The organism is Azospirillum isscasi, assembly GCF_030849505.1.
GTDB classification, from domain to species: domain Bacteria; phylum Pseudomonadota; class Alphaproteobacteria; order Azospirillales; family Azospirillaceae; genus Azospirillum; species Azospirillum isscasi.
In genome coordinates this window covers 50,220-72,768 of record NZ_JAUJFI010000001.1, presented here as the reverse complement: position 1 = coordinate 72,768, position 22,549 = coordinate 50,220, and the positions used below count along the sequence as shown (strand labels likewise).

Annotated in this window: 17 protein-coding genes; 2 read left to right on the top strand and 15 right to left on the bottom strand. The window is 69.6% G+C overall.

Annotated elements, in window-relative coordinates:
- Position 1 precedes the first annotated feature (1 nt).
- The 15 genes from QSG27_RS00345 to QSG27_RS00275 all read right to left on the bottom strand — a co-directional run bounded on the left by QSG27_RS00345 (position 2) and on the right by QSG27_RS00275 (position 20,469).
- Complete coding sequence (locus QSG27_RS00345) at positions 2–973, bottom strand: bifunctional enoyl-CoA hydratase/phosphate acetyltransferase (protein WP_407653162.1); 972 nt, start codon at positions 971–973, stop codon at positions 2–4.
- A gap of 7 nt (positions 974–980) precedes the next feature.
- Positions 981–1,463 (bottom strand): hypothetical protein, encoded by a 483-nt coding sequence (locus tag QSG27_RS00340; RefSeq protein WP_306703120.1) that lies wholly within the window; start codon positions 1,461–1,463, stop codon positions 981–983.
- Positions 1,464–1,493: 30 nt separating this feature from the next.
- Positions 1,494–3,965: a DUF3141 domain-containing protein gene (locus QSG27_RS00335; RefSeq protein WP_306703119.1), complete on the bottom strand. Its 2,472-nt coding sequence runs from the start codon at positions 3,963–3,965 to the stop codon at positions 1,494–1,496.
- 161 nt (positions 3,966–4,126) lie between these two features.
- A complete protein-coding gene (locus QSG27_RS00330) occupies positions 4,127–4,882 on the bottom strand; it encodes a hypothetical protein (protein WP_306703118.1) in 756 nt (251 codons plus the stop codon).
- 67 nt (positions 4,883–4,949) lie between these two features.
- Positions 4,950–6,137: a polysaccharide pyruvyl transferase family protein gene (locus QSG27_RS00325; RefSeq protein WP_306703117.1), complete on the bottom strand. Its 1,188-nt coding sequence runs from the start codon at positions 6,135–6,137 to the stop codon at positions 4,950–4,952.
- Positions 6,138–6,200: 63 nt separating this feature from the next.
- Entirely contained in the window at positions 6,201–7,346 is a 1,146-nt protein-coding gene (locus QSG27_RS00320) for a hypothetical protein (protein ID WP_306703116.1), read from the bottom strand.
- Between the two features lie 89 nt (positions 7,347–7,435).
- Positions 7,436–8,749: a glycosyltransferase family 4 protein gene (locus tag QSG27_RS00315; protein WP_306703115.1), complete on the bottom strand. Its 1,314-nt coding sequence runs from the start codon at positions 8,747–8,749 to the stop codon at positions 7,436–7,438.
- A 43-nt stretch (positions 8,750–8,792) separates the two neighbouring features.
- Positions 8,793–10,967, bottom strand: coding sequence for a glycosyltransferase family 2 protein (locus QSG27_RS00310; RefSeq protein WP_306703114.1), 2,175 nt, complete (start codon positions 10,965–10,967; stop codon positions 8,793–8,795).
- Positions 10,964–12,265, bottom strand: coding sequence for a glycosyltransferase family 4 protein (locus QSG27_RS00305; RefSeq protein WP_306703113.1), 1,302 nt, complete (start codon positions 12,263–12,265; stop codon positions 10,964–10,966). The genes QSG27_RS00310 and QSG27_RS00305 overlap by 4 nt, the downstream gene beginning before the upstream one ends.
- Positions 12,262–13,089 (bottom strand): class I SAM-dependent methyltransferase, encoded by an 828-nt coding sequence (locus QSG27_RS00300; protein ID WP_306703112.1) that lies wholly within the window; start codon positions 13,087–13,089, stop codon positions 12,262–12,264. Before QSG27_RS00300 ends, QSG27_RS00305 begins: the two co-directional genes overlap by 4 nt.
- Positions 13,090–13,093: 4 nt before the next feature.
- Entirely contained in the window at positions 13,094–15,445 is a 2,352-nt protein-coding gene (locus tag QSG27_RS00295; protein WP_306703111.1) for a glycosyltransferase, read from the bottom strand.
- Between the two features lie 73 nt (positions 15,446–15,518).
- On the bottom strand, positions 15,519–16,340 hold the full coding sequence (locus QSG27_RS00290; RefSeq protein ID WP_306703110.1) for a calcium-binding protein: 822 nt from the start codon (positions 16,338–16,340) through the stop codon (positions 15,519–15,521).
- 709 nt (positions 16,341–17,049) lie between these two features.
- The gene (locus tag QSG27_RS00285) at positions 17,050–17,265 is read right to left on the bottom strand and encodes a hypothetical protein (RefSeq protein ID WP_306703109.1); all 216 of its coding nucleotides are present in this window, start codon (positions 17,263–17,265) and stop codon (positions 17,050–17,052) included.
- A 97-nt stretch (positions 17,266–17,362) separates the two neighbouring features.
- Complete coding sequence (locus QSG27_RS00280) at positions 17,363–18,751, bottom strand: HlyD family type I secretion periplasmic adaptor subunit (protein ID WP_306703108.1); 1,389 nt, start codon at positions 18,749–18,751, stop codon at positions 17,363–17,365.
- On the bottom strand, positions 18,748–20,469 hold the full coding sequence (locus tag QSG27_RS00275; RefSeq protein WP_306703107.1) for a type I secretion system permease/ATPase: 1,722 nt from the start codon (positions 20,467–20,469) through the stop codon (positions 18,748–18,750). The genes QSG27_RS00280 and QSG27_RS00275 overlap by 4 nt, the downstream gene beginning before the upstream one ends.
- A gap of 475 nt (positions 20,470–20,944) precedes the next feature.
- Here QSG27_RS00275 and galE point away from each other — a divergent pair, with 475 nt between their 5' ends.
- Together galE and QSG27_RS00265 are read left to right on the top strand one after the other, a co-directional pair.
- Positions 20,945–21,964, top strand: a complete 1,020-nt coding sequence (gene galE / locus QSG27_RS00270) for a UDP-glucose 4-epimerase GalE (RefSeq protein WP_306703106.1) — start codon at positions 20,945–20,947, stop codon at positions 21,962–21,964.
- Positions 21,965–21,989: 25 nt separating this feature from the next.
- On the top strand, positions 21,990–22,511 hold the full coding sequence (locus QSG27_RS00265) for a MarR family winged helix-turn-helix transcriptional regulator (protein ID WP_306703105.1): 522 nt from the start codon (positions 21,990–21,992) through the stop codon (positions 22,509–22,511).
- Positions 22,512–22,549 lie beyond the last annotated feature (38 nt).

The following is a 22,549-nucleotide window of genomic DNA, read 5'->3' as shown; positions in this document are numbered from 1 at the left end:
GTCACCCCTTCACCGGTTCGGCGATGCGTGTGCGGTGGGCGTAGAGCGCCGCCACCGCGCTGGAAGCCATGCGGGTCATCACGCTGTCGGCCCGGCTGGTCAGCACGATGGGCACCCGCGCGCCCAGCACGACGCCCGCCGCGTCGGCGTTGGCGAGGAAGGTCAGGTTCTTGGCGAGCATGTTTCCCGCCTCCAGATCCGGCACGACGAGGATGTCCGCCTGCCCGGCCACGGGGGACTGGATGCCCTTGATCTTCACCGCCTCCGGGCTGATCGCGTTGTCGAGCGCCAGCGGGCCGTCCAGCAGCCCGCCGGTGATCTGCCCGCGGTCGGCCATCTTGCAGAGCGCCCCGGCCTCCACCGTCGAGGGGATCCTGGGGGTGATCGTCTCCACCGCCGACAGGATCGCCACCTTGGGCAGCGCGATCCCCAGCGCGCGGGCGAGGTCGATGGCGTTCTGGATGATGTCCCGCTTGTCCTCCAGCGTCGGCGCGATGTTCACCGCGGCGTCGGTGATGAAGAGGGGCTTCGGGTAGGTCGGCACGTCCATGATGAAGACGTGGCTGATGCGCCGCTCCGTCCGCAGCCCGCTTTCCCGCCGCGCCACGGCGTGCAGCAGTTCGTCGGTGTGCAGGCTGCCCTTCATCAGCAGCCCGGCGCGCCCCTCCCGCACCAGACCGACCGCCTGGGCGGCGGCGGCGTGGCTGTGCGGCGCGTCCACGATCTCGTATGGGGCGATGTCGATCCCCTCGGCCTGCGCCACGGCGCGGATGCGCGCCGCGGGGCCGACCAGGATCGGGGTGATGAAGCCCTCCTTCGCCGCGTCCACCGCCCCGCCGAGCGAGGTGGCGTCGCAGGGATGGACGACCGCCGTCGGCACCGGCGCGATCGACCGGCAGGCCGCGACGAGCCGTTCGTACTTCTCGTGCCGGCGGGCGGGCGGGCCGCCTCCCGGGGTGGGTGCCTCGTTCATCGGTCCGTCACCAGTGCAGGAAGAGGCCGATGTCGCCCGGCATGCCGCCGGGATAGTCCAGAACCTGGGCGCGCAGCTTGTAGCCCGCGGGTCTCAGATACTTGTCGTAATTGTCGTAGACCTCCCGCGCGAAGCCGGTGAGGCTGTCCGGCCAGTCCGGCTCGAAATTGTTGATCGCCCGTCCGCCGTCGTTGCAATAGCTGCTGGGGAAGCGGACGATCTGGAGCTCCTTGACCCCGCGCTCCGCCGCGGCGCGCACGGCGCGGGTGAAGCGTTCCTTGGCGTCGGGGCGGACATGCTGCTGCATGAAGGCTTCGTGGATCGCGCTCTGCTCCTCATGCTTCTTCTTTTCGAGTTCCTGCGCCTCCTTGAGGAGCGCCATCTCGCGGTCCTCGGCGATCTTGCGGAGGTCGTTCGGCGTGATCAGGTCGCCGCCGAGCGGCTGGGTGGAGGGGCCGGCGGGGGCGCCGGTGGGGGTGTTGGTCGCCATGTCACGTGTCTCCCGGATGGAGGGTGCCGGTCACTTCGCTTTTTCGGCCTTCGGACTTTCAGAGGCGGCGGGCCGCCGCGGTGCCGCCACCCGGCCGATCTCGGCGCCGGCCTGCGCGATGGAGGAGCCGTCGCCCAGCGGAGCGGCGCTCAGCGCCGGTTCCTCGCCGGGTTCGGCCTTTCCGGCCATGATCGCCTCGGCATGGCGCAGCCGGCGCCGCTGGGCGGCGTCGAGCGGGCCGGCGGCGGACAGAACCCGTTCCGCCGCGGCGACGATCTCCTTGCGGTCCTGCGCGTCCGGGACGAGCGTGGGCAGCGCCGCCATGGCCGCCACCTCGTCCAGCAGCATCAGGAAGACCTGCTCGCGGAAGATCGCGCGCACCCGTTGCAGGGGCAGGCGCTCCAGGGAGGCATGCTCGTCGCGCACCCGGCGCAGCGTCTGGAAGGCGCGCTCGTCGAAGGCGCCTTCGCCCCGCCCGGCGTAGATCAGGACGCGGAACAGCGCCTCGCGCAGGCCGCCCTGGTCGATGCGGGCCAGGATCTCGTCCGTCTTCCTGGCGACCAGCGCCTCGAACGCCTCGTCGCGGACGCGCGGCGGGCGGGCCTCGGCGCCGGGGGCGGCCAGCCCGACCAGCGCCTGGAGCAGCGGCGCGTTGTAGAGCGTCATGAACAGCCGCTCCACCGCCCCGTCCCGCGCGTCCCGCCAATGGTCGAGCGCCTGGACCATGGCGTCGGACAGCATCGCCTGCGCCTTCAGGTACGGGTTGCCGGGCCGGACGGGGTGGCGGTTCTCCCGCACCTGTTCGGCCAGCGCCTCCACCGGCGCCATGAAGGGGTTGAGGTGCGAGAAGAGGGTGTACTGCACCCGCGCCGGGTTGGTCTGGCGCAGCCATTCCGCGGTCCCTTCGGTGACGGCGGCGCGGACGACGGGCCGGGCGAAGGCGGTGTAGAGGCCGGTGTTGATGTCGGAGATGCGGGCGACGGTGGCGAAGCGGCGGTCGTCCTCCGGCGTGTTGACGCCGAAGGCGCGGATGTCGTCCAGCGTCCGCGGCTCGAACCGGGTCACATAATCGCCGGCCACCAGATCGGCGCCGGGGGCGTCGGGGTCCTTCGGCTCGATCACCATTTCATAGAGGCCGGGGGGAAGCAGGTCGATCAGGTCGATGTTCTCGACGAACTCCGCGGTCTCCCGCCGCGCCACGCGCCCCGACACGAAGATGCCGAGGTGGCCGATGTTCTGGTGCAGGTTGTAGACGATGGTCTGCTCGCGGGAGCGGATGTCGTCCACGCTGCCGTACAGGTCGAGAATCCAGCCCAGCGCCTGCTGCGGCGGCGTGATGTTGTCGCCCCAGGAGGCGAAGACCAGGATGGGCGAGCGGATGTTCCGCAGGTCGAGCCGCCGACCGTCCTTGCCCACGAGGCCGCCGCTGGTCAGCTTGTTGCCGACGAACAGCTCCTCGGTGATGGTCTCGATCTCCTCCCCGTTCAGCAGGAAGAAACCGCTCCACCATTTTTCGAAGTCGAGATAGCGCGGCGCTTCCGTGTCGATGGAGGCGTACAGATTGTACGCCTTCTTCCAGTAGGTGTTGGCCGGGTCGAGCTTCTCGAAGTTGCCGACCAGATGGGCGCCGTCGAAATGCCCGTTGCCGAGGTCGGCGGCGAGCGCGGACAGCCACGCGCCGCCGTACAGCCCGCCCAGATAGCGCATCGGGTTGCGCCCCTTCACCCCGGCCCAGTAGGACAGCGGCGAACCGGCGATGATCAGCGGCCCCATCAGGTCGGGGCGGACGGCGCTCAGCGCCATGATCGCCCAGCCGGCCTGGCAGTTGCCGATGACGCAGGGCTTGCCGTCCGCCTGGGCGTGCAGCTTGCCGACATGCTCGATGAAGGCGGCCTCCGCGGCGCCCACGTCGGCCAGGGTCTGGCCGGGCACCGGGTCGGGGGTGAAGCCGATGAAATAGCAGGGATGGCCCGCCCGCAGCGCCGCGCCGATCTGGCTGTCCGGCTTGAAGCCGCCGATGCCCGGCCCGTGGCCGGCGCGCGGATCGACGATGACGAAGGGGCGCTTCGCCGGGTCGGTCCCGGCCTCCGGGTCGGGACGGATGCGCAGCAGCAGGTAATTGCTGGGGCGCGGCAGCCGGCGCCCGTCCATCACCACCTCGTGCGCGAAATCCAGGACGGGAGGCTTGCCGTGCTGGGCGTGTTCGAGGAACTGGTCGCCCCGCCGCCGCATCACGTCCAGATACAGCACCCAGCGCTGCATCGCGTCGATGCCGTACTCGAAGGCGTCCAGCACCGGGTTCGGGAATGTTTCCTTTGCCGGGCCTTTCGCCGGGCCGGCGGCGGGGGGCAGGGTGGGAAACAGAGCCGCGGGAAACAGGGCCAAGGGAAACAGTGTGGGCAGATTTGCCGTCCAGGCGGACGGATTCCAGGCGGCCAGCCACGCCGCCGCCGGGTTTGGCAGCGGCTGGGGCGCCTGGGAATGGTGCCGCAGGGTCGTCATCGCCGGTCCTCTCGTGTGTCTTTGCGCCTTCGGGGGCGCTTGCTCACGAGTGTCGGCGAATGGCGGGCGGCGCAGAGGTACGGAACGGTTTCGTACCCCCGGAATGTTCAGGCGTACGGCGGCCTGTTACCGTAGCGCACCGGCCGGGCGGGACGAGAGGGCTACCCGAAAATCGCCAGCCCGATCACCGTCGCGGCAAAGGCGCCCACGCCCGAGGCCAAGGCGGCGATGATGGTGGGGGCGTGCGATTTGGCGGTCTTCACCTTCAGCGCGTCGTCGAAACCGCGCAGGGTCGTGTCCATGCGGACCAGGAAGACCTCCAGCCCGGCCACCCGCTCCTGAAGGCCGTGCAGCGTGTCCGACAGGGCGGCCTGCTGCGCCGTGGCCGTGCCGGCGGCGGCCTGACCGGCGGCGGCGCGGTCCTGCATCTCGCGCAGGATTCGGGCGATGCCCTGCTGGGCGGCGGCGATCTGCTGGTGGTCGCGGCGGGCGGCATCCAGCCCGGCGCCGATGCGCACCAGATGCGGCGCGAGCGTGCGCTCCAGCAGCTTTTCCTCCGCACTCGGCTGGGCGAAGGTCGCGATGGTGCCGGTGCTCGGGGCGGCGACCACCGCGACGACGCGCGCCGGATCGAGCCCCGCCGGAAGCTCAAGCTCGGCCTCGAAGGCGTGGTGCCCGTCGCCGAAGTTGCCGCCCACCAGATCCTCACGCGGACGGTCGGCCAGCGTGCGCCCCAGAACCACACTGCGCCCGTCCGGCGTCTCGGCGCGGAATTCGACCGGCAGGCGGTCGGTGGGGTAGGAGCGGTCCCAGGCCCAGCCGTAGATCCGTCCGGCCTGGACGGCGTCCACGCGGCCTTCGATGACGGACGCCGCGGGTTCCGCAGCGACCGGGGTTGCTGCAACGGTGTCGGGCATGGCGGGTACTCACGGAATGGTTGAAGTCCCCTCTCCCCAGGGGGGAGAGGGTTAAGACGCCGCAGCGTCAGGCCGCCTTGCGCTGCGGAGACTTGCGCGCGGTCGGGCTGGGCATGCGGTGCGGGATGTAGTTCTCGTCCAGGAACTCCCGCATGTCGCGGTAGCGCTGGTAGAAGGTGCGGTTGAACTTCTCGAACAGGCTCTGGTCCCAGTATTCCTCCAGGACGAAGGGCTTCTCCGAATAGACGTCGTAGCAGGGGATCGCGAAGGTTTCCGCGAACTCCGCCGTGCGGCTGTCGTAGCTGAAATAGACGGACGGCGTGCCGTTCGACAGGGCCATCAGGTTGCCGTGCAGGCGGTAGCCCAGCACGAGATCCTTCGACCGCACGAGGTTCTCGTAGTCGGCAACGACGTCCGAATACCACAGGCGGGTGCGGTACAGCTCGTCCAGCTCCTCGTCGAAGTAGCCGGTCTTCAGCCAGGGGTTCTTGTGCAGCTCCTCCCAGGCCTCGGCCTTCTGCTCGTCGGTGCCCCAGAGCAGCTTCTTCTCCTCGACCTCGCCCTGCATCATCAGGACGGTGTCGAAGCGGCGGCTCATGTCCTTCACGAAGTCGCGATGGCGGGCGAGATAGGTCTTCACGTCCGGCGAATAGTGGCTGGACACCTCGCGGCGCATGGTGATGCCGACGTTGCGCACGCTGTCCAGCGACGGCAGGTCGATGCGCAGCTCCGGATCGCGGTTGCGGAAGGCGGTCGGGCAGCCGACGATGCGCACGTTCTTGATGCCGAGGTCCCACAGCACTTCGGCGGTGTAGGTGCCGCGCACGCCCAGCGTCGTCGATTTGTCGGCAAACATCTGCCAGATGCGCTTGCTCTCGTCCGACAGCGTCAGCTTGCCGGTGGCCGGGGCCTGGGCGCCGACGCCGAAGGCGATGACCGGGATGCGCAGCTTGGACAGCACCTGCTCGGTGCCTTCCGGCCAGGTCATGTGGTCGTGGATGTAGTTCGACCCGCGCAGGAACACGTAATCGTATTCGGCGTTGGCCTTGTCCACCACCTCCTGCTTGAATTCGCGGATCTCCACGACATCCAGGCGGTCGAAGGTCAGCAGCTTCAGCGAGGAATCGTAGACGAAGGCGTCGCCGATGTTGTGGTAATGGTTAATGCTGCGTTGAATGTTCTGGTAGCTGTACCACCGCACGCAGTCATGATCGTAGACTTCGCCGGAGGGAATCATGACTAGGATGTTAGCCAATTTAATTCTCCTGGGGTCGGGGTGGTGGAAGGTTGCGGAAGCCGGGTTTTATATTGGTTAATTTTAGTCGCCTTCGGACGGCTCAACCCGGATCATTATTCGGACCAGATCGCGTTCCCGGGTCGGCTTGCAGTCTTTCTGGGCAAGCCGGGTCAGGTAGAGCTGGGCGTTTCCATCCGTGTCCTCGAAATTCCGGCTTCTGGCGTCCGGATCGAGAATGGCGGGGTAATAGAAGGTCTCGGCCACGCCGCAATTCTTGTCGGTGAGCAGCGGGGCCGCCCAGGCGAGGCGGGGGGCGGACCAGCCGATCAGGTCGGCGGAGGTGGACACCCACACGCCGGACACCGGCTCGGCCCCTTTGCGCTCGGCCCGCCGCCCGGCCATCACCGCGGCGTAGAGGCCGCTCGGCGCGTGGCGGACGAGGCTGGTGACGGTGAAGGGCAGCCGGTCGGGCGGCAGCGGTGTGCAGACCGACGCCTCGGGGTCGGCCTCGCCCTGCGCGTAGGGATCGCGGAAGCGGACGGTGAAGTCCCGCCCGTCCCACGCCCGCCAGGAGGCGGGGTCGGCGAGATCGCGGGTGCGCATCAGGCAGACGCCGCGCTTCTGCGCGCCGATGCCCTCGGCGAAGGCCATGGCGTAGTACCAGCCGCCGCGCTCGACGATGTTGCTCGGTGCGAACAGCCCGGCGCGGCGGCCGAGATCGCCGCGGAAGCGGTAGGGCACCCCGGCGACGTAGCGCGCCGGCCCGAAGCTCTGCCCGCCGTCGTGCGAGACGGTGAGGGTCAGCGCGTTCCACCAGCAGGCCATGTAGTCGCCGGTGGGGCAGAGGTCGCGGCGCTTGTGGCCGTGATATTCGTTGTGGACCAGGCCGTAGACGGTCGTCCCGTCCAGCGTGTAGGGCGAGGTCAGCCAGCCCATGTCGTCGAACCGCGCCGGGTCGTCGCGCTTGGCCGACTGGAAGACGATGCGGCAGGCGTGGTGCAGGTCGTTCAGCGACGGGCCGCTCAGCGTGCGGGCGCGGGTGTGCGCGGCGAGCAGCCGGACGCTGCCGTCCGCGGCCTTCCAGGCGCGTGCCGGGGCGTCGGGCACGTCCCAGTCCTCGCAGGCTTGCGTGCGGTGGTCGTAGACGGTTTCCAGCGCGGCGCCCGCCGGGACGGTGACGCGGAGGTCCGCGGCGTGGACGGGGGTGGTGAGGAGCGTGCAGGCCATGAGGGCGTATTGCCCCCACCCTCCCCACTTCGTGGGTTCCCTCCCTCCCCCGCTGCGCAGGGTGGGGGCCCGTTTCCCGGACATCCCCATCACGGCTTCTGCGCCACCGCCCGCTCGGGCATCGACACCGCCCCGCCGCCCGCGTTGGCGATCAGCGCGTCGAACACGTCGGCGTGGCGGCGGGCGCATTCCGCGCGGTCGATGGGGCGGCGGATGCGCATGCGCAGACGGTCCCACAGGTCCGGCGTGGTCAACGCATCGGTCAGCCGGTCCACCAGATCCTCGACGCTGGCGTTGCGGAAATGCAGGCCGTCCACGCCGTGGGTGACCTTCTCGCCCATGCCGCCGATGTTGCTGGAGATGATCGGACGCCCGTGCAGGAACGCCTCCTGGATCACCACCGGCGAGTTCTCCCACCAGATGGAGGGCATAACCACCCAATCCACATCCTTCATCAGGCCCGGCAGTTCGGCGGAACGGTAGCTGCCGTAGAAGCGCACACGGTCGCCGGCCCGCTCCACCGCCGCGTTGAACGTCTTCTGGTAGGCTTCGGGCTGGCGCTCCAGGTTGCCGCCGAAGATCATCAGCGCGCCGTCCTCGCCCCACGCCTTTTCGGAGACGCGCCCGATCGCCTCGACCAGCACATGGGCGCCCTTGAACTCCGTCAATTGGCCGAAGAAGGCGAAGCGGTTGCGCTTGCCGCCGCGGGCCAGCGGACGGGGCGGGGCGATGCCCTCGATGGTCAGGCCGTTCTCGATCATGCGGAACTTCTCGCGGGGCAGGCCCCAGTCCACATAGCGGTCGATCAGGAAGTTCGACGGGCTGACGTAGAAATCGGCCTGCTCCAGGAAGGTCTTCAGGAACAACTCGCGCTTGAAGAACTGCGCCTCGCCGATGTGCGGGAAGCAGCCGGCGCAGTCCGCCGGGCTGGCGCGGTAGCACAGCGTGTTGCGGCTGGTCTTCACCATCTGGCCGTGGTGGTGGCAGATGGACAGATACTCGTGGAAGGTCACCACGATCGGCACGCGGGGCAGCGCCTGCCGGATCGCCTGGATGGTCTCGATCCCCAGCCCCAGGAAATGGTGGAAGTTCACCACGTCCGGCTGGAGGTCGCGGACGTAGCGGACGAAATCCTTCTCCAGCCCCGGCAGGTTGCGGTTCGACAGCCGGAAATGGTCGTAGTCGTTGGCGTAATAGAGGACCTCCCGCTCCTTCTGGCGAAGCGCCATCAGGGCGGAGCTGCCGTGCGGAGTCACCGGCGGGGAGGTGCGGGCCAGGTAATGGCTCTCCCAGCCCGGCAGGTCGTGCAGCCCCTGGTGCAGGTTGTAGGAGGCCACCTCCGCGCCGCCCAGCGAAAAGGCGGGATGGCCGTGGCTGATGATCAGGACGCGCTTGTTGCTCATGGTCGGGCCGATCTCGAATAGGGCTGGGGAGCTTTCAGAGGGCTCAGGCGGCGGCGCGGGCGGACCAGATGTCCTCGAAGCTCCAGCGGTCCACCATGGCGCCCGCCCGGCGCCAGCGGTCGGCGTGCGCGTCGCGCGGCTGCTCGTCCAGCGCCACCAGAGTGACGCGGGGCAACCAGACGCAGGCCCCCCCCAGCGCGCGTAGGCGCAGGCAGAGATCCAGACCCTTGTGGTCGGCCCCCATGTAGGAGCCCATGGTGGCGAGCGCGCGGATCAGAGCGTCCTTGGGCAGCAACGCGCATTCCGGGGCGGCGGCGTCCACCGTCGCCGCGTCCTGCTCCTTCAGCCAGTCGCGCGGGTAGCCGGCGAAGCGGCGCTCGAAGGTCTTGGCGCCGTCCGGACCCTCCACCGCCATGATGCCGGCGAAGCGGATGGAGTGGTCCTCATACAGAAGCGTCGGGCTGACCATCACCGGCCCGCCGGACTTGCGCGACACCCGCTCCAGCGCCGACAGCCAACCCTTCTCGGTCGGCAGGACCGAGGGGGAGAGCAGCAGCACCCGCTCGCCGCGGGCGTGGGGCAGGGCGGCGGCCACCGCCTCGAACGGGTCGGTGGCGTCGGGCGCGGCCACGAAGGAGACGGCCATGCGGTAGAAGGCGGCGGCCTGACGGACCGCACCGCCCAGCCGCTCGTGCGTGCCGGCGGCGGCGACCACCAGCAGTTCGGTCTCCGCGAAGTCCGGGTCGATGGCGAGGCGCGCGATGTTGAGGTCAACATCCTCCCGCCCATCGGTCACCGGCAGGATCACCGAGACGCGCGGCGCCTTCACCGGGCGCCCCATCGGGTGCACGCCCGCCGCCGGCGGCGTGGCGGAGCGGGAACGGGCGGTGCGCAGCATCGGGCCGACATGGCGGGCGATCAGCGTGTCGATGGACGGGCTGTCCAGATTGACCAGCGACAGCATCCGGCGCAGCGCTTCCGGCGCGGGCGGCAGGCAGCTCAGCGGCAGGAAGGCGAAGCGGTCGCCGGCCAGCTCCAGTTCGAGGTGGAACTCGGCTCCCTGGGGCAGGCCGGACGGCTCCGCGGCGAAGGCGGTGAAACCGTGCTGGTCCTGGCCGGGGATCAGGCGCCCGGCGAACAGCCCGTCGTTCTGGAAGGCTTCCGTCACGTCGCGGCGGGCCAGCCGCGACCAGCCCTCGTCCAGCCGGACGGCGACCCCCGGACCCTTCAGCGTGACGGCGCGGACCTGCCGCGTCGGGTCGAGCAGCCAGCCGGCGACGAACAGCCCGGCCCCCGGCACGCGCAGCGCCATGTCCAGCCCGGTCCGCACCGGGATGTCGAGCCGCGACACCGTTTCCGCCCCGTCGTAGCGCGACGCGGCGATGCGGGCCATGGTCTGGCGCGTCTCGGTGTCCCGGATGTTGCCCAGCATGTCGCGCACATGGGCGGAGGCCACGCCGTCGGGCAGGATGGTGCGGTGCTCGAAGATCTCCAGATGCCGCCAGCCCTCGGCGGCGCGGTAGTGGATGCGGCGGATGGAGGTGGGGAGCGGGGTCTGGTCGGTCAGCACCGCCATCACGCCCGCCGCGTCCGGCGGCAGGTCCGGGCGCGCGAAGGAGCCGGCGGTGGTGCGGTAGGCGGCGGTCTCCTCCGCCTCGATCAGGATCTTCTGGGCGCCGCTGCGGAAGCTGCGTGCCCAGCCCTGGAGCATCAGGCTGCCGTCGCGGAAGCGCCCGAACACCTCGGCGAAGCCGTCCGGCTGCGACACCTCCTGGGCGAGGCCCGACAGCAGGCGCCCAATGCGGTCCGACCCGCCCTCGGCCCCATCCTTCGATGCGGCGGCGAGCTGGATCGTGAAATCCAGCGCCAGCGCCAGGGCGCCGGGCTGGAAGCCCTTCAGCGCCGAGACGAGGTGCGACGGGTTGGTGCGGACGTTGGACAGGCGCGGCAGGACGAGGCGTTCCCCGTTCTCGTCCGCCAGTTCGACGCGCGAGGGGCGCATCTGGGCCAGCCCCGGCACGCGGATGCCGCCCAGGAACCAGCGCTCGCCCTCCGCATCGGCCCAGGAGCGCCCGGCGTAGCGGCCCTCCACCGACCCGTCGAGATGCACGGCGCCCTGCACCGGCAAGGACCGGTCGATGGCGCCGAACAGAACCAGCGTGTCGTCGTCAAGAAGAATGGCCGCCGTGATGTCGGCCTTGGTGATCGGTTCCTTCATCCCGCGATGCTCCCCGCAATCGAGCCCTGCGCATGCCTTCCTCCCGGACCGTTGATTATGTCGTCATAGAGAATGACGTGATTTTCGGCGGCCTCCTCGGTCGTCGGGACCGCCGGTATGTTGGAGACGAGCCGGTCCCACAGGCCCGGCTCGGTCATCGCGCGTGTCATCACGCGGGCCAGATCCGCGGCGTCCCCCGCCCGGAAATGCAGCCCGTCCACGCCGTCCGTCACCGATTCCGCCATGCCGCCGATGCCGCTGCAGATCACCGGACGGCGGTGCTGGAAGGCTTCGCGGATGACCAGCGGCGCGTTCTCCCACCAGATCGACGGCATCACCACCCAGTCGGCGGCGGCCATCAGCTCGGGCATTTCCTCGCGCCGGTAGGGGCCGTGGCGGACGGCGGTGCCGCGGGCACCTTTGAAACCCTGCTCGACCTTCTCCTTGAAGGCGTCGGTCTGGAAGGGCGCGCCGCCATGGACGGCCAGCGTCAGGTCCCGCCCCTGCTTCTCCAGCCGGGCGGCGGCGTCCAGCGCGACCGTGATCCCCTTGAAGGGGTTCAGGTTGCCGAAATACGCGAAGGCGTTGCGCGACGCGCCCGCGGTCAGCGGACGGTGCGGCGCCGGCCGGACCGCGGGGCGCCCGTTCTCCATGACGGAGATGCTGTCCGGGGCGATGCCCCAGGCGATGTAGCGGTCGCGCAGGAAGGCGCTGGGCGCCAGGAAGTGGTCCACCAGCCCGAACATCGCCTTGATGTGCTTCTCGCGCAGGACGAACTGGTCGGCGGGCCGCTCCGGGAAGCAGCGGTGGCAGGCGTCGGGCGAGGCCATGCGGCAAAGGGCGTGCCCGGTCGTGGTGACCATCTGCCCGTCGTTGGCGCAGATCGGGTAATAGTCGTGCAGCGTGTAGACGATCTTCGCCCGCGGGCAGACGCGGCGGATCAGGAACAGCATCTCCACGCCCAGCAGCAGGGTGTGGTGGATGTGCACGATGTCCGGCTGGAAGGCGCGCAGCAGGTTCGACAGGTCCGGCACGATGCCGTGCAGGTCGATCTGGCTCTGGAAGAAGTGGTCGAAATGGCCGGCCCACAGCACCACCTCGTCGGCGCTGCGGCCCAACGTCTGGAGGTTGGTGCCGGGCTTGCGGTCGCGGTGGACGCCGTTGGTGCAGGCGAGGAACAGGGCCTCCGCCCCCTTGGCCTTCAGGCTGCCGAACAGCTCGTGCGCGAAGATTTCCGTGCCGCCGGGGTGCAGGCTGGGGTGGTTGTGGGCGACGATCAGGACGCGGGGCAGGCTCATCGCGCGCTCTCCTTTTCCAGCACCAGGAGATCCTGGAAATTCTCGGCGTTGCGCTGCCCGCTCCAGTGGCCGCGCAGCACCGGGCGCGCCGGGCGCAGTCCTTGTTCCGCGAAGGTGCCGAGCAGGAAGGATTCGCCATAGGCGACGGCGGCGTTCGGGTTGGCCTCGTCGGCGATGAACTCCGGTCCGGGGGCGTCGAGGAAGGCCGGGCGGGCGGTCTTCTTCGCGATGCCGTCCCGCGCGCGGGCGTCCACCAGGAACAGGCTGAGGAAGCAGCGTCCGCCCGGCTTCAGCACGCGGGCGATCTCCGCGGCGTAGCGCACCGTCTCCGCCGTCCGCAGATGGGTGATGACCGAGGTCAGGATCACGAAGTCATGCCCGCCGTCCGGGAAAGGCAGGCGGGTTTGCGCCGCGTCCTCCGCCCCACCGGGGTTGTAGAGGGCGTTCGCCACGTCCAGCCGCTGGAAGCGGAATTCCGGATAGGCCGGGGTGATCGTCTCCGCGCACCAGCGGATGCCGTCCTCGACGATGTCCACGCCGTCGTAGCTGGAGTCGAGATACTGGGTCAGAGGCACCGCCATGCGCCCGATGCCGCAGCCGATCTCCAGCACGCGGTGCTTCGGCTTCAGCCCGCCGACGCGGACGAAATGGCGCAGGAACTCCGCCCCGATGGCCCGGAAATCGCCGTCGCCGATGAACACGCGGTCCGGCGGCGGCACCGGCAGGAAGCGGTTGCGCGTTACCTGCGCGCACAGCCACTCCAGCCGCGGGTCGGTGTTGCGGCGCAGGATGGCGAGGCGGCGCCCGGTCAGGATCTCGTTCATGGGGTCAGCTCCGGTTCCGGTTCGCGCGCCCGAACAGGCGGGATTTGGCCGGGGCGGCAACGGGGATGGCGGCGTCCGCGGGAACGCCCGCCGTCAGGGGCCGCATCAGGCTCTCCTCCAGGGCGGGGGGCGGGGGCAGCCGGTCCCAGTCGCGGGCGGACAGCTCCTCCATCATCGCGTCCCAGCGGCGGGCGTGGAGCCAGCCGTTGTATTCGGAGGCGACGCCGCGGGTGTAGCCCTGGTGCCGGCTGATCGAGCGGCGCTCCAGATGATACAGCTCCACCGAGGGGACGTAGCGGATGTCCAGCCCCGCCTTGCGGACGCGCAGGCAGAGGTCGGAGTCCTCATAGTCGCCGATGACGTAATCCTCGCAGAAGCCGCCCACGGCATCGAAGGTCCCGCGGGTCATCATCAGGCAGGCGCCGGTGACGCCGGGCACGCTGCGCTCCCGCCGGGCGGGCAGGAAATCGCGCGGCAGGCCCTTGAAGAAGTGGTGGTTGTACCAGCGCCCGCGGACGTCGCGGTCGAAATAGAGGCCGGCGTGCTGGAGGCTGTCGTCGTCGAACAGCAGCTTCGGCCCCACCGCTCCGGTGCCGGGCGTGCGCTCCAGCGCGTCGAGCAGGGCGGGCAGCCAGCCGGGCTGGTCGGGGATCACGTCGGAATTCAGGAACAGCAGCGTCCGCCCGGTGGAGGCGGCGACCCCGGCGTTGTTGGCCGCCGAATAGCCGTGGTTGGCGGACTGCACCAGCAGCCGCATCGGCAGGCCGTAGAGCGCGTGGAAGCCGTGCAGCATGTGCACCAGCTCGTCGCGCTGCTCCGGGCTGTCGAGCACGAAGACCAGTTCGGCCCCGGCCATGCCGGGATCGGTGGCGAAGCTGGAGAGCTGGAAGCGCAGGAACTCCAGCGCCCGGTAAAGCGGGATGATGACCGAGACGAAGGGCTTGTCCGGCACGCGCCCGAAGGTGAGGATTTCCGGGTCCTTGCGGGTCGCCGTGTGGGCGGCGTGGAGCGGCGCCACCGCCGGGGCGATCACCGTTTCCAGCACCAGCGGCGTCGCGTGCTGCGGCGGCAGGCTGCCCAGCACGGCGGAGCGCGCGTCGGCGGGCGACAGCGGGCGCAGCGGCGGCACCAGCCGGATCGACCCGCCGGAACCGAGCCGAAGCTCCGCATGGACCTGAAGCGCCGCGGCGGGCTCGGGCGCGCCGGGCAGATAGGCGACGAAGCCGCTGCGGTCGGTGGACGGGGCGGTGCCGAACAGCTTCGCCACGTCCTCGCGCGGGAAGCGGTGCTCCAGCACCTCCAGCCGCCGCTCGCCGCCGAAGGGCGTCTGCACGGTGAGGCCGCCGGACAGGCCGTGCGGGTCGTGCACCCAGCCGGCCAGGAACAGCCCGCCGTCGCCCGTGGGAACGGCGAGGTCGAGCGCGGCGCCGATGGAGCGCTTGGCGTCGGCCACCTGCCGCTTGGGCAGCGGGGCGAGCACCTGGAGTTCGCGCACCGCCGCCGCCGCCGTGGCGTCCGAGCGTCCGCGCTGGGCGAGGGCGCTCAGGATGTACTGGCGCAGCGCCAGCGGCGTGTCGCGGCGGGTGGACAGATGCTCGGTCAGGCTCGGCAGGGTGGCGGCGACGGCGGAGAAGGCGCGGCAGGCCAGCCCGTTGCGGCCCAGGACCACCAGCAGGTTGCCCGGCGCGCACAGCGCCTTGTCCACCAGCAGCGACATCGCCGCGCGCCCGCGCCGGTCCAGCGCGGAGCCGACGCAGACGTCGAAGGGGGAGGGGCCGACGGCGCCCGTGGTGATGATGACCGCCCCGGTCACCTCGCCGAAGCCCGACGACAGCGACCCGGCGCAGAGCAGAAGGTCGCCGGTCGCCAGGGCGCGGGCGGTGATCGGGGACGGGGTGGGCGACAGCTCCAGCACCATGCGGCGGCAGACCGTCGCGAAGCCGGCGTCGCTGCGCAGCGCCGGGGTGGAGCGCGCGAAATCGAACAGGAAGCGGACCACGCGCAGCCGCGAGGGCGCGTCGAGGCTGCCCAGCAGGAAGGCGGGATCGGGATCGGGGACCTGCGGTTCGGCCAGAACCTCCGCGACGACGCGGCTCTGGGCGACGAAACGGACGGGCGCACCGGAGGTCCGGGGCGCCCGCAGGATCGACAGCACCCGCTGCCCACCCCAGCTCGTCCGGACGGACAAGGTGGTGTAGGGGGGGCGGACCTCCTCGCCGTCGAGGGTGGGAACGACCCGGCCGGAGGGCTCCGGTCCGTCGCTCTCCCACGAGGCGAGCACGAAATCGTCGCCGAGCGCGTGGAGCTGGGCGGACGCGATGGAGGCCGAGGCCGGCAGGACGGCGAGTACGGTCATGCGCTCCTTAGCCGGACTCAGCGGCGGCGTGCGGGGGGCACGCCGCCGGTCCGGTCCCTGGGTGGGTTACGGCTTAGTGAATGACGAAGAAGTCGTTCGGGTTGTTGTGAACTTCGTCGGCCGAAACGCCCTTCAGCATGATGCTGTCGCCGTTGCCGAGGTCGATGACGGCGTTGCCGCCCATGTCGGTGACGCGGGCCGCCAGATCGGAGGCGTCGTTGATCTCCAGGCCATTGATGTTGCGCTCGATCTGGAGGACGTCCTCGCCCGCGCGGAAGTCGAGCACCACGTCCTGGCCGCCGCCGCCGGAGAAGACGAAGACGTCGTTGCCGGCGCCGCCCACCAGCAGGTCGTTGCCGGCGCCGCCGTCCAGGATGTCGTTGCCGTCGCCACCGGACAGGAAGTCGTCGCCCTCGCCACCCTTCAGGATGTCGTCGCCGGTGCCGCCCTGCAGGATGTCGTCACCCTTGCCGCCGTCGAGGTAATCGTTGTGGCCGCCGCCCTGCAGCACGTCGTTGCCGTCGCCGCCCTTCAGGATGTCGTCCCCGTCGCCCCCGGACAGGACGTCGTCGCCCTTGCCGCCGTCGAGAACGTCCTTGCCGCGGCCGCCGATCAGCACGTCGTCGCCGTTGCCGCCGGACAGGTAATCGTCGCCGTCGCCACCGTCCAGGGTGTCGTTGCCGTTGCCGCCGTCCAGGATGTCGGCCCCGTTGCCGCCGGACAGAAGATCGCTGCCGTTGCCGCCGAACAGGGCGTCACGTCCTTCGCCGCCGAGGACCGTGTCGGCGCCATTGCCGCCCATCACGATGTCGTCACCGTTGCCGCCGTCGATGAAGTCGCCGCCGTTGGTGCCGGTGATGACGTCGTCGTAGTTGCCGCCAGGAAGGGTGGCCATGAATCATACTCCTTAACGATTGGATTCGGTGGGGCAGGGATTTTGTCTACCCCGAAATGGCGAGGTACCCCTAAGCCTTTACCCAAATACCGCGGCGCATGGCTGTGACAAACATAAGGTCAAACCCAGGGAAAACTTGAGTTCGCAGAGTCCAAACACAATAATCATCAACGTTCGTTACGTCATTACCGCCACCTTGGCTTCAAAGCCCTTCGAAAATCTAAACATCTTGTCTTGTTAAAAACGGTGAGTTGGCGTTTTGGATGCCAACTTTCCGGATGGTGACTTGCGTTCAAAGCAAGAAGCGAGATTGTTTGCGCATAATACTTTTAAAGATGTCCGGAAGACGTTTCGTCGATTCTCCACGAAATGCTTTGAAAAGATCCGTAAGGACTATGCATTCGGCATAGGATTATGCCGTCGATCACTGCCGTTCGGAGGATATCCGCAAGGCTGCGGCGCGTTTGGCGGACCGGATCTTTGAAAGAAGGCCGGCGAAGAGGGCAGGGTTTTTAAAATCCGGATTTTGAAAGCCCAAGCGGGGCCGCGTGCGCCGGGCAGGACGCGCCGCATCCGCAAGGCGTCCTGCCGGCCTGCCGGGGCGGAAAACACCCCGAAACCGCCCCGCCCCGGCGGCGTTCCGGAGGCCGCCGGACGGCGGTGACCGATGGAACGCAAGGCGATGTTTTTTGTCGAAGGCGTGTCCGGATCAGGTCCTTCCGGCCTCCGCGGCCTCCAGCGCGGCCCGCGCCAGCTCCATCAGCTTGTCCTCGACCGCCGCCCGGTCATAGCCGGGACTGTCGGCCAGCGAATCGCGCAGGCGCATGGCGACGAATTCGCCGGTGTGGTGCTTGTCGTAGAGATGCACGTCGCCGATGGCGTCGGCGACGCGCTTCAGGGTGTTCCGGTCCCACGATGCGGTCATGTCCGCGCGCTCCCATTCCTGCCTGCTGGGCAACGGGGGAGCGCGCGAAATGATCCTGCGGGCCGCCGTGATCGGTTGCCGTGATCGGTTGCCGCGATCAGTTCTCGCGGAAGGCGCGGTTCATGCCGTCGGTCAGCGGGGTCAGGAAATACTCGATGGCCTTGCGGGTGTGGCCGTGGATCATCACCTCGGTCGGCATGCCGGGATGCAGGTCCACGTTCGGCAGGGCCTTCAGCGCCGCGGCGTCCAGGCTGATCCGCGCGATGAAATAGCCCTGGCCGGTGCGCTCGTCCTCCAACTGGTCGGCGGAGAGGGTCAGGACCTTTCCCTGGACCGGCGGGACCAGCCGCTGGCGGTAGCCGACCAGCCGCACCATGGCGCTGCCGCCCACGTCGATGTTCTGCACGTCGGCGGGCGACACGCGGGCTTCCACGATCAGCCCGTCGTCCTGCGGAACGATGTCGAGGATGCCCTGGCCCGCCGGGATGACGCCGCCCGGCGTGTAGAAGCGCAGGTTGGTGACCCGGCCCGCCTGGGGCGCGACGAGCTCCTGGCGCTTCAGCACGTCGCCCGCGCTGCGCAGCCGTTCCGACAGGTCGGACACGGTTGCCTGAATGGTCTGAAGCTCGTTCCCGACCTCCGACCGGCGGTTGTTGCCGAGGTTGATGATCTCCAGCTCCGCCGCGGCGATGCCCTGTTCGGCCTTCGACTTGTCGGCCTGGATCTCGCCCAGCCGGCCCTTGGTGTCGGCGACGTTGCGCTGAAGCTCCAGCATGCGCGGCTTGCGCTCGTAGCCCTTGGCGAGAAGGGTCTCGACGATCCGCAGCTCGTCCTGGGTGTAGCGCAGCCGGTCGTTGGCGGCGACGCGCTGCGCGTCCAGCGCCACCAGCTCGTCGCGGAGCTGCCCGATGCGCTTGCGCTGGATGGAGATCTGCCCTTCGTAGGCGTCGCGCCGCGATTCGAACAGGCGCTGTTCGGCGGCCAGGGCCTCCGCGGCGACGGAGCTGGTCTTGGCGGCGGTCACCAGCTCCTCGGCGTAGACGGGGGCCTTCGCGTCGGTCTGTTCGGCGCGCAGCCGGGCCAGCCGCGCCAGCGAGGTCCAGTACTGGCCGTGAAGCTGGGCGACCACCGCACCGCTCTGCGTGGTGTCCAGCCGCAGCAGGACCTGCCCGGCCACCACCAGATCGCCGTCCTTGACCAGCAGTTCGCTGAGGATGCCGCCCTCCAGGTGGGAGACGGTCTTGCGGTGGCTTTCCACCGCGATGGTGCCGGGCGCGATGGCCGCGCTGTCCAGGCTGGCGGTGAAGGCCCAGCCGAAGAAGCCGCCGAAGCCGATGGCGACGGCCAGGGCACCGGCCAGCGCGGTCCCGCGCAGCGTGGGTTCGTGCGGCGTCACGTCGATGACCGGCGACCAGCCGGCGGTGAGCGGGGAATGCGCGTTCGCGGGATTCGGGATCGTCGGCTGGGGGATCGTCGTGTCGGTCATGCGGATTCTCCCGTCCGGACCAGCCGGGCCACCTTCACGGCGCCGCCGGGCTGGACCATCTTCAGCACGTCGGTGCGCTCGCCGAAATGCTCGACCATGCCGTCCTTCAGGACCAGCAGCTTGTCGGCGACCGACACGATGGAGGGGCGGTGGGCGACCATCACGACGGTGGCGCCGTCGCGGCGCGCGTGGTTGATTGCGTGCAGCAGCGCCTGTTCGCCCTCGTGGTCGAGGTTGGAGTTCGGTTCGTCCAGCACGATCAGGCGGGGCTTGCCGAACAGCGCGCGGGCCAGCGCGATGCGCTGCCGCTGGCCGCCGGACAGGGCGAAGGCGTTCTCGCCGACCGGCGTGTCGTAGCCGAAGGGCAGGCGCCCGATCATGTCGTGGACGCCGGCCAGCCGGGCGGCGCGCACAATCTCCGCCGGGTCGGCCTGGGCCATGCGGGCGATGTTCTCGCCGATGGTGCCGTCGAGCAGGGCGACCGACTGCGGCACGTAGCCGACATACTGGCCGAAGCTCTCGCGCTCCCACAGGAAGGTGCTGGTGCCGTCCAGGTAGATGCCCCCGGCGGTGGGCTCCCAGATGCCGACCAGCAGGCGGGCCAGCGTCGATTTGCCGGCCCCGGACGGGCCGATGATGCCCAGCACCTCCCCCGGTTCCAGCGCGAAGGAGACGCCGCGCAGCACCGGGCGTTGCAGGCCCTTGGGCACATGGCTGACGCGGTCCACGCTCAGGCGCCCGTCGGGCCGCGGCAGCGGCATGGTGCTGCGCCGCGCGCCCTCGCCGTTCAGAAGCTCGCGGATGCGCTTGTGGGCGGTCTGGGCGACGATCCACTGGCGCCAGTTCTCCACCAGATGCTCGAAGGGCTGGAGCAGGCGGGCCATGATGATGCCGGTGGCGATCATGCTGCCCGGCGACGCCTCGTTCCGGATGACCAGGGCCGCACCCGCGGAAATGGTGGCGATCTGGAGGATCAGCCGCAGCGAGCGCGAGGCCGAGGCCATGCCGCGCGACACCACCACGCCGCGGTCGATGAGCGAGGCGGAGCCGATCTGCGCCAACTGCCAGCGGCGGGCCAGCGGCGGCAGCATGCCCATGGCCTCGATGGCCTCGGCGTGGCGGACGGTGCTGGCCACGTCGGCGAAGACCTTGGCGGATGCTTCGTTCGCCTCGGCGACGGGGCGGCGGGTCAGCGCGTCGGTCAGCGCGTTCATGGTCAGCAGAAGCAGCGCCGACCCCACGGCGATCCAGCCGTAGATCGGGTGCAGAAGGAACAGGATGACCAGGAAGATCGGCGTCCACAGCAGGTCCAGCGGCACCACCACGGCGTTGCTGGTCATGAAGTTGCGCAGGTCGTTCAGGTCGCGCATGGTCTGGCCGGCGTTGCGCGTGCCGCCGCCCAGCGCGTCCACGATGGCCGCCTGGAGCGCCGGCACGTTGAAGCGGTGCGCGATCACCGCCCCGCAGACCAGGAAGGCGCGCGCCCGGATGAAGTCCAGCACGCCATACAGGACCAGCCCGCCCACGGAGATCACCGCGAGCATCGTCAGCGTCTCCAGGCTGCGGCTGCTCATCACCCGGTCGTAGACCTGCATGGTGTAGAGCGGCACCACCAGCATCAGGATGTTGACGAAGAAGGTGAGGGTGCCGGCCAGCAGCAGGCCGCGTCCGATCTTCCGGTAGGCTTGGGTCAGCAGGGTCCGATCCATACCGCTCATGCCAGTTCCTTTTCTTGCGTCCCGCGTTTTCACGTTTGGGGCCGGGCCATGAAGCCGGTCATGCAAAGGGCTCCATGGTTAACGAAATGTTGCGGCGCGGCCGGGCCGCCTGAATCCCTTTTGAGACGAAGTCCGGATAAAGACCGCCCGTTGCGGGAAAGCTCGGCCCGCGCCATTTCCGCTTACGTCCGCCGCCGCAGCGCGGCGTGTGACAAGTTTGAGCCCGTACCCCGTCCGAGGAACGTCGAAAGGGGTATTTGCAGCGCTGTAAAATATTGTTTCAAAACATTTTTCCGAAGACGCCGGGAGCTGTTCCGGACCGCCATGTCTCTTTTTCGTCAACTGGCCTTCCGTCTGAATTGACGGCATGCTGCGCCGCGGAACTCTTGCACTTGCCACCAGGGGATGTACGATCCTTTGATGCCGGCGGGTGCCTGGACTGACGAATATTTCTCAAATCCAAGGAATATTTACGATGAACACGCCCCAGACCGTTCTCGTGACCGGCGGTGCCGGCTATGTCGGCAGTCACTGCGTGGCCGAACTGCTCGACCGCGGCTTCCGGGTCGTCGTGCTCGACAACCTGCGCCAGGGGCACCGCGCCGCCGTGCCGTCCGATGCGGCCTTCGTGGAGGCCGACCTTGCCGACGCCGACGCGCTGGCCCGCGTCTTCGCGGAATGGCGTTTCGACGCGGTGTTCCACTTCGCCGCCCTGTCGCTGGTCGGCGAGTCGATGCGCGACCCGCACCTCTACCTGCACGGCAACACGGTCAACTCGCTGAACCTGATCCGCGCGGCGACCGTGGCCGGCGTGCGCAAGATGGTCTTCTCCTCCACCGCCAACCTGTTCGGCACGCCGGAGCGCCTGCCGATCGACGAGGAGACGGCCATCGACCCCGGCAGCCCCTATGGCGAATCCAAGTTCTTCATCGAGCGCGCCCTGCACTGGGCGGGCCGCTGCCACGGGCTGCGCTCCGCCTGCCTGCGCTACTTCAACGCGGCGGGCGCGCACCCGAACGGTCGTCTGGGCGAGGACCATCATCCGGAAACCCACCTGATCCCGCTGGTGCTGGACGCGGCGAGCGGCCGGCGGCCGCACATCGAAATCTTCGGCGACGACTACCCGACGCCCGACGGCACCTGCGTGCGCGACTATATCCATGTGTGCGACCTCGCCGACGCGCATCTGCGGGTGCTGCCGGCGCTGGAGACGCGGAGCGTCCGCTTCAACCTGGGCAACGGCAAGGGCTACAGCGTCCGCGAGGTGATCGAGGCGACGGAGCGCGTCACCGGCCTGACGGTGCCGGTGAAGGTCGGGCCGCGCCGCGCCGGTGACCCGGCGGTGCTGATCGCCTCGTCGGAGCGCATCCGGAGCGAGCTGGGCTGGACCCCGCGCTTCCCCGACCTGGACAGCATCATCGGCGGCGCGTGGGACTGGCGCCGCCGCCATCCCGGCGGTTACCGCGGTCCGGCCCTGGCGCAGGCCGCCGAATGACGGGCCGAGTGACGGAGAGACGAGGATGAACACGCAGCGCCGGGCGGGCGCCGAAGCCAAGCCGGACGCCGTGGATGCGGCGGAACTGGCCGAGTATCACGGGCTCGCCCGGCTGATCGAGCGGATGCACCGCCGGTTCCTGGACGTCGTGCGGGCCGGCCTGCTGAGGCAGGGGATCGACGACATCGGGCCGGTGCAGGCACTGATGGTCATGCTGATCGGCGACGACGAACCGTCGGTCCGCGACCTGATGGAGCGCGGCTATTACCTGGGGTCCAACGCCTCCTACAGCCTGAAGATTCTGGTGGAGGCCGGCTACATCGACCGCGGCGCCAGCCAGCGCGACCGCCGCACGGCCCGCCTGCGCCTGACCGACAAGGGACGGACGCTGCGCGACGAGCTGTTCCGGCTGGAGCAGGTCCAGGCCGGCGCGCTGGTCCGCAACGAGGCGGAGGCGGCGGACCTGAAGGCCGCCTACCGCACCCTGCGCCGGCTCGACCGCATCTGGGGCGACATGGTCCGCTACGCCGGCCAGGGCCTCGATTGAGTGGCTCGATTGAACCGCCTTACGCATCTTCCATCCGC

Coding starts and splice junctions, on each gene's coding strand:
- QSG27_RS00345 (WP_407653162.1), bottom strand. CDS start 973: ATGAACGAGGCACCCACCCCGGGAGGCGGCCCGCCCGCCCGCCGGCAC.
- QSG27_RS00265 (WP_306703105.1), top strand. CDS start 21,990: ATGAACACGCAGCGCCGGGCGGGCGCCGAAGCCAAGCCGGACGCCGTG.
- QSG27_RS00300 (WP_306703112.1), bottom strand. CDS start 13,089: ATGAACGAGATCCTGACCGGGCGCCGCCTCGCCATCCTGCGCCGCAAC.
- QSG27_RS00330 (WP_306703118.1), bottom strand. CDS start 4,882: ATGCCCGACACCGTTGCAGCAACCCCGGTCGCTGCGGAACCCGCGGCG.
- QSG27_RS00275 (WP_306703107.1), bottom strand. CDS start 20,469: ATGAGCGGTATGGATCGGACCCTGCTGACCCAAGCCTACCGGAAGATC.
- QSG27_RS00335 (WP_306703119.1), bottom strand. CDS start 3,965: ATGACGACCCTGCGGCACCATTCCCAGGCGCCCCAGCCGCTGCCAAAC.
- QSG27_RS00320 (WP_306703116.1), bottom strand. CDS start 7,346: ATGGCCTGCACGCTCCTCACCACCCCCGTCCACGCCGCGGACCTCCGC.
- QSG27_RS00295 (WP_306703111.1), bottom strand. CDS start 15,445: ATGACCGTACTCGCCGTCCTGCCGGCCTCGGCCTCCATCGCGTCCGCC.
- QSG27_RS00305 (WP_306703113.1), bottom strand. CDS start 12,265: ATGAGCCTGCCCCGCGTCCTGATCGTCGCCCACAACCACCCCAGCCTG.
- QSG27_RS00310 (WP_306703114.1), bottom strand. CDS start 10,967: ATGAAGGAACCGATCACCAAGGCCGACATCACGGCGGCCATTCTTCTT.
- QSG27_RS00280 (WP_306703108.1), bottom strand. CDS start 18,751: ATGACCGACACGACGATCCCCCAGCCGACGATCCCGAATCCCGCGAAC.
- QSG27_RS00285 (WP_306703109.1), bottom strand. CDS start 17,265: ATGACCGCATCGTGGGACCGGAACACCCTGAAGCGCGTCGCCGACGCC.
- galE (WP_306703106.1), top strand. CDS start 20,945: ATGAACACGCCCCAGACCGTTCTCGTGACCGGCGGTGCCGGCTATGTC.
- QSG27_RS00315 (WP_306703115.1), bottom strand. CDS start 8,749: ATGAGCAACAAGCGCGTCCTGATCATCAGCCACGGCCATCCCGCCTTT.
- QSG27_RS00290 (WP_306703110.1), bottom strand. CDS start 16,340: ATGGCCACCCTTCCTGGCGGCAACTACGACGACGTCATCACCGGCACC.
- QSG27_RS00340 (WP_306703120.1), bottom strand. CDS start 1,463: ATGGCGACCAACACCCCCACCGGCGCCCCCGCCGGCCCCTCCACCCAG.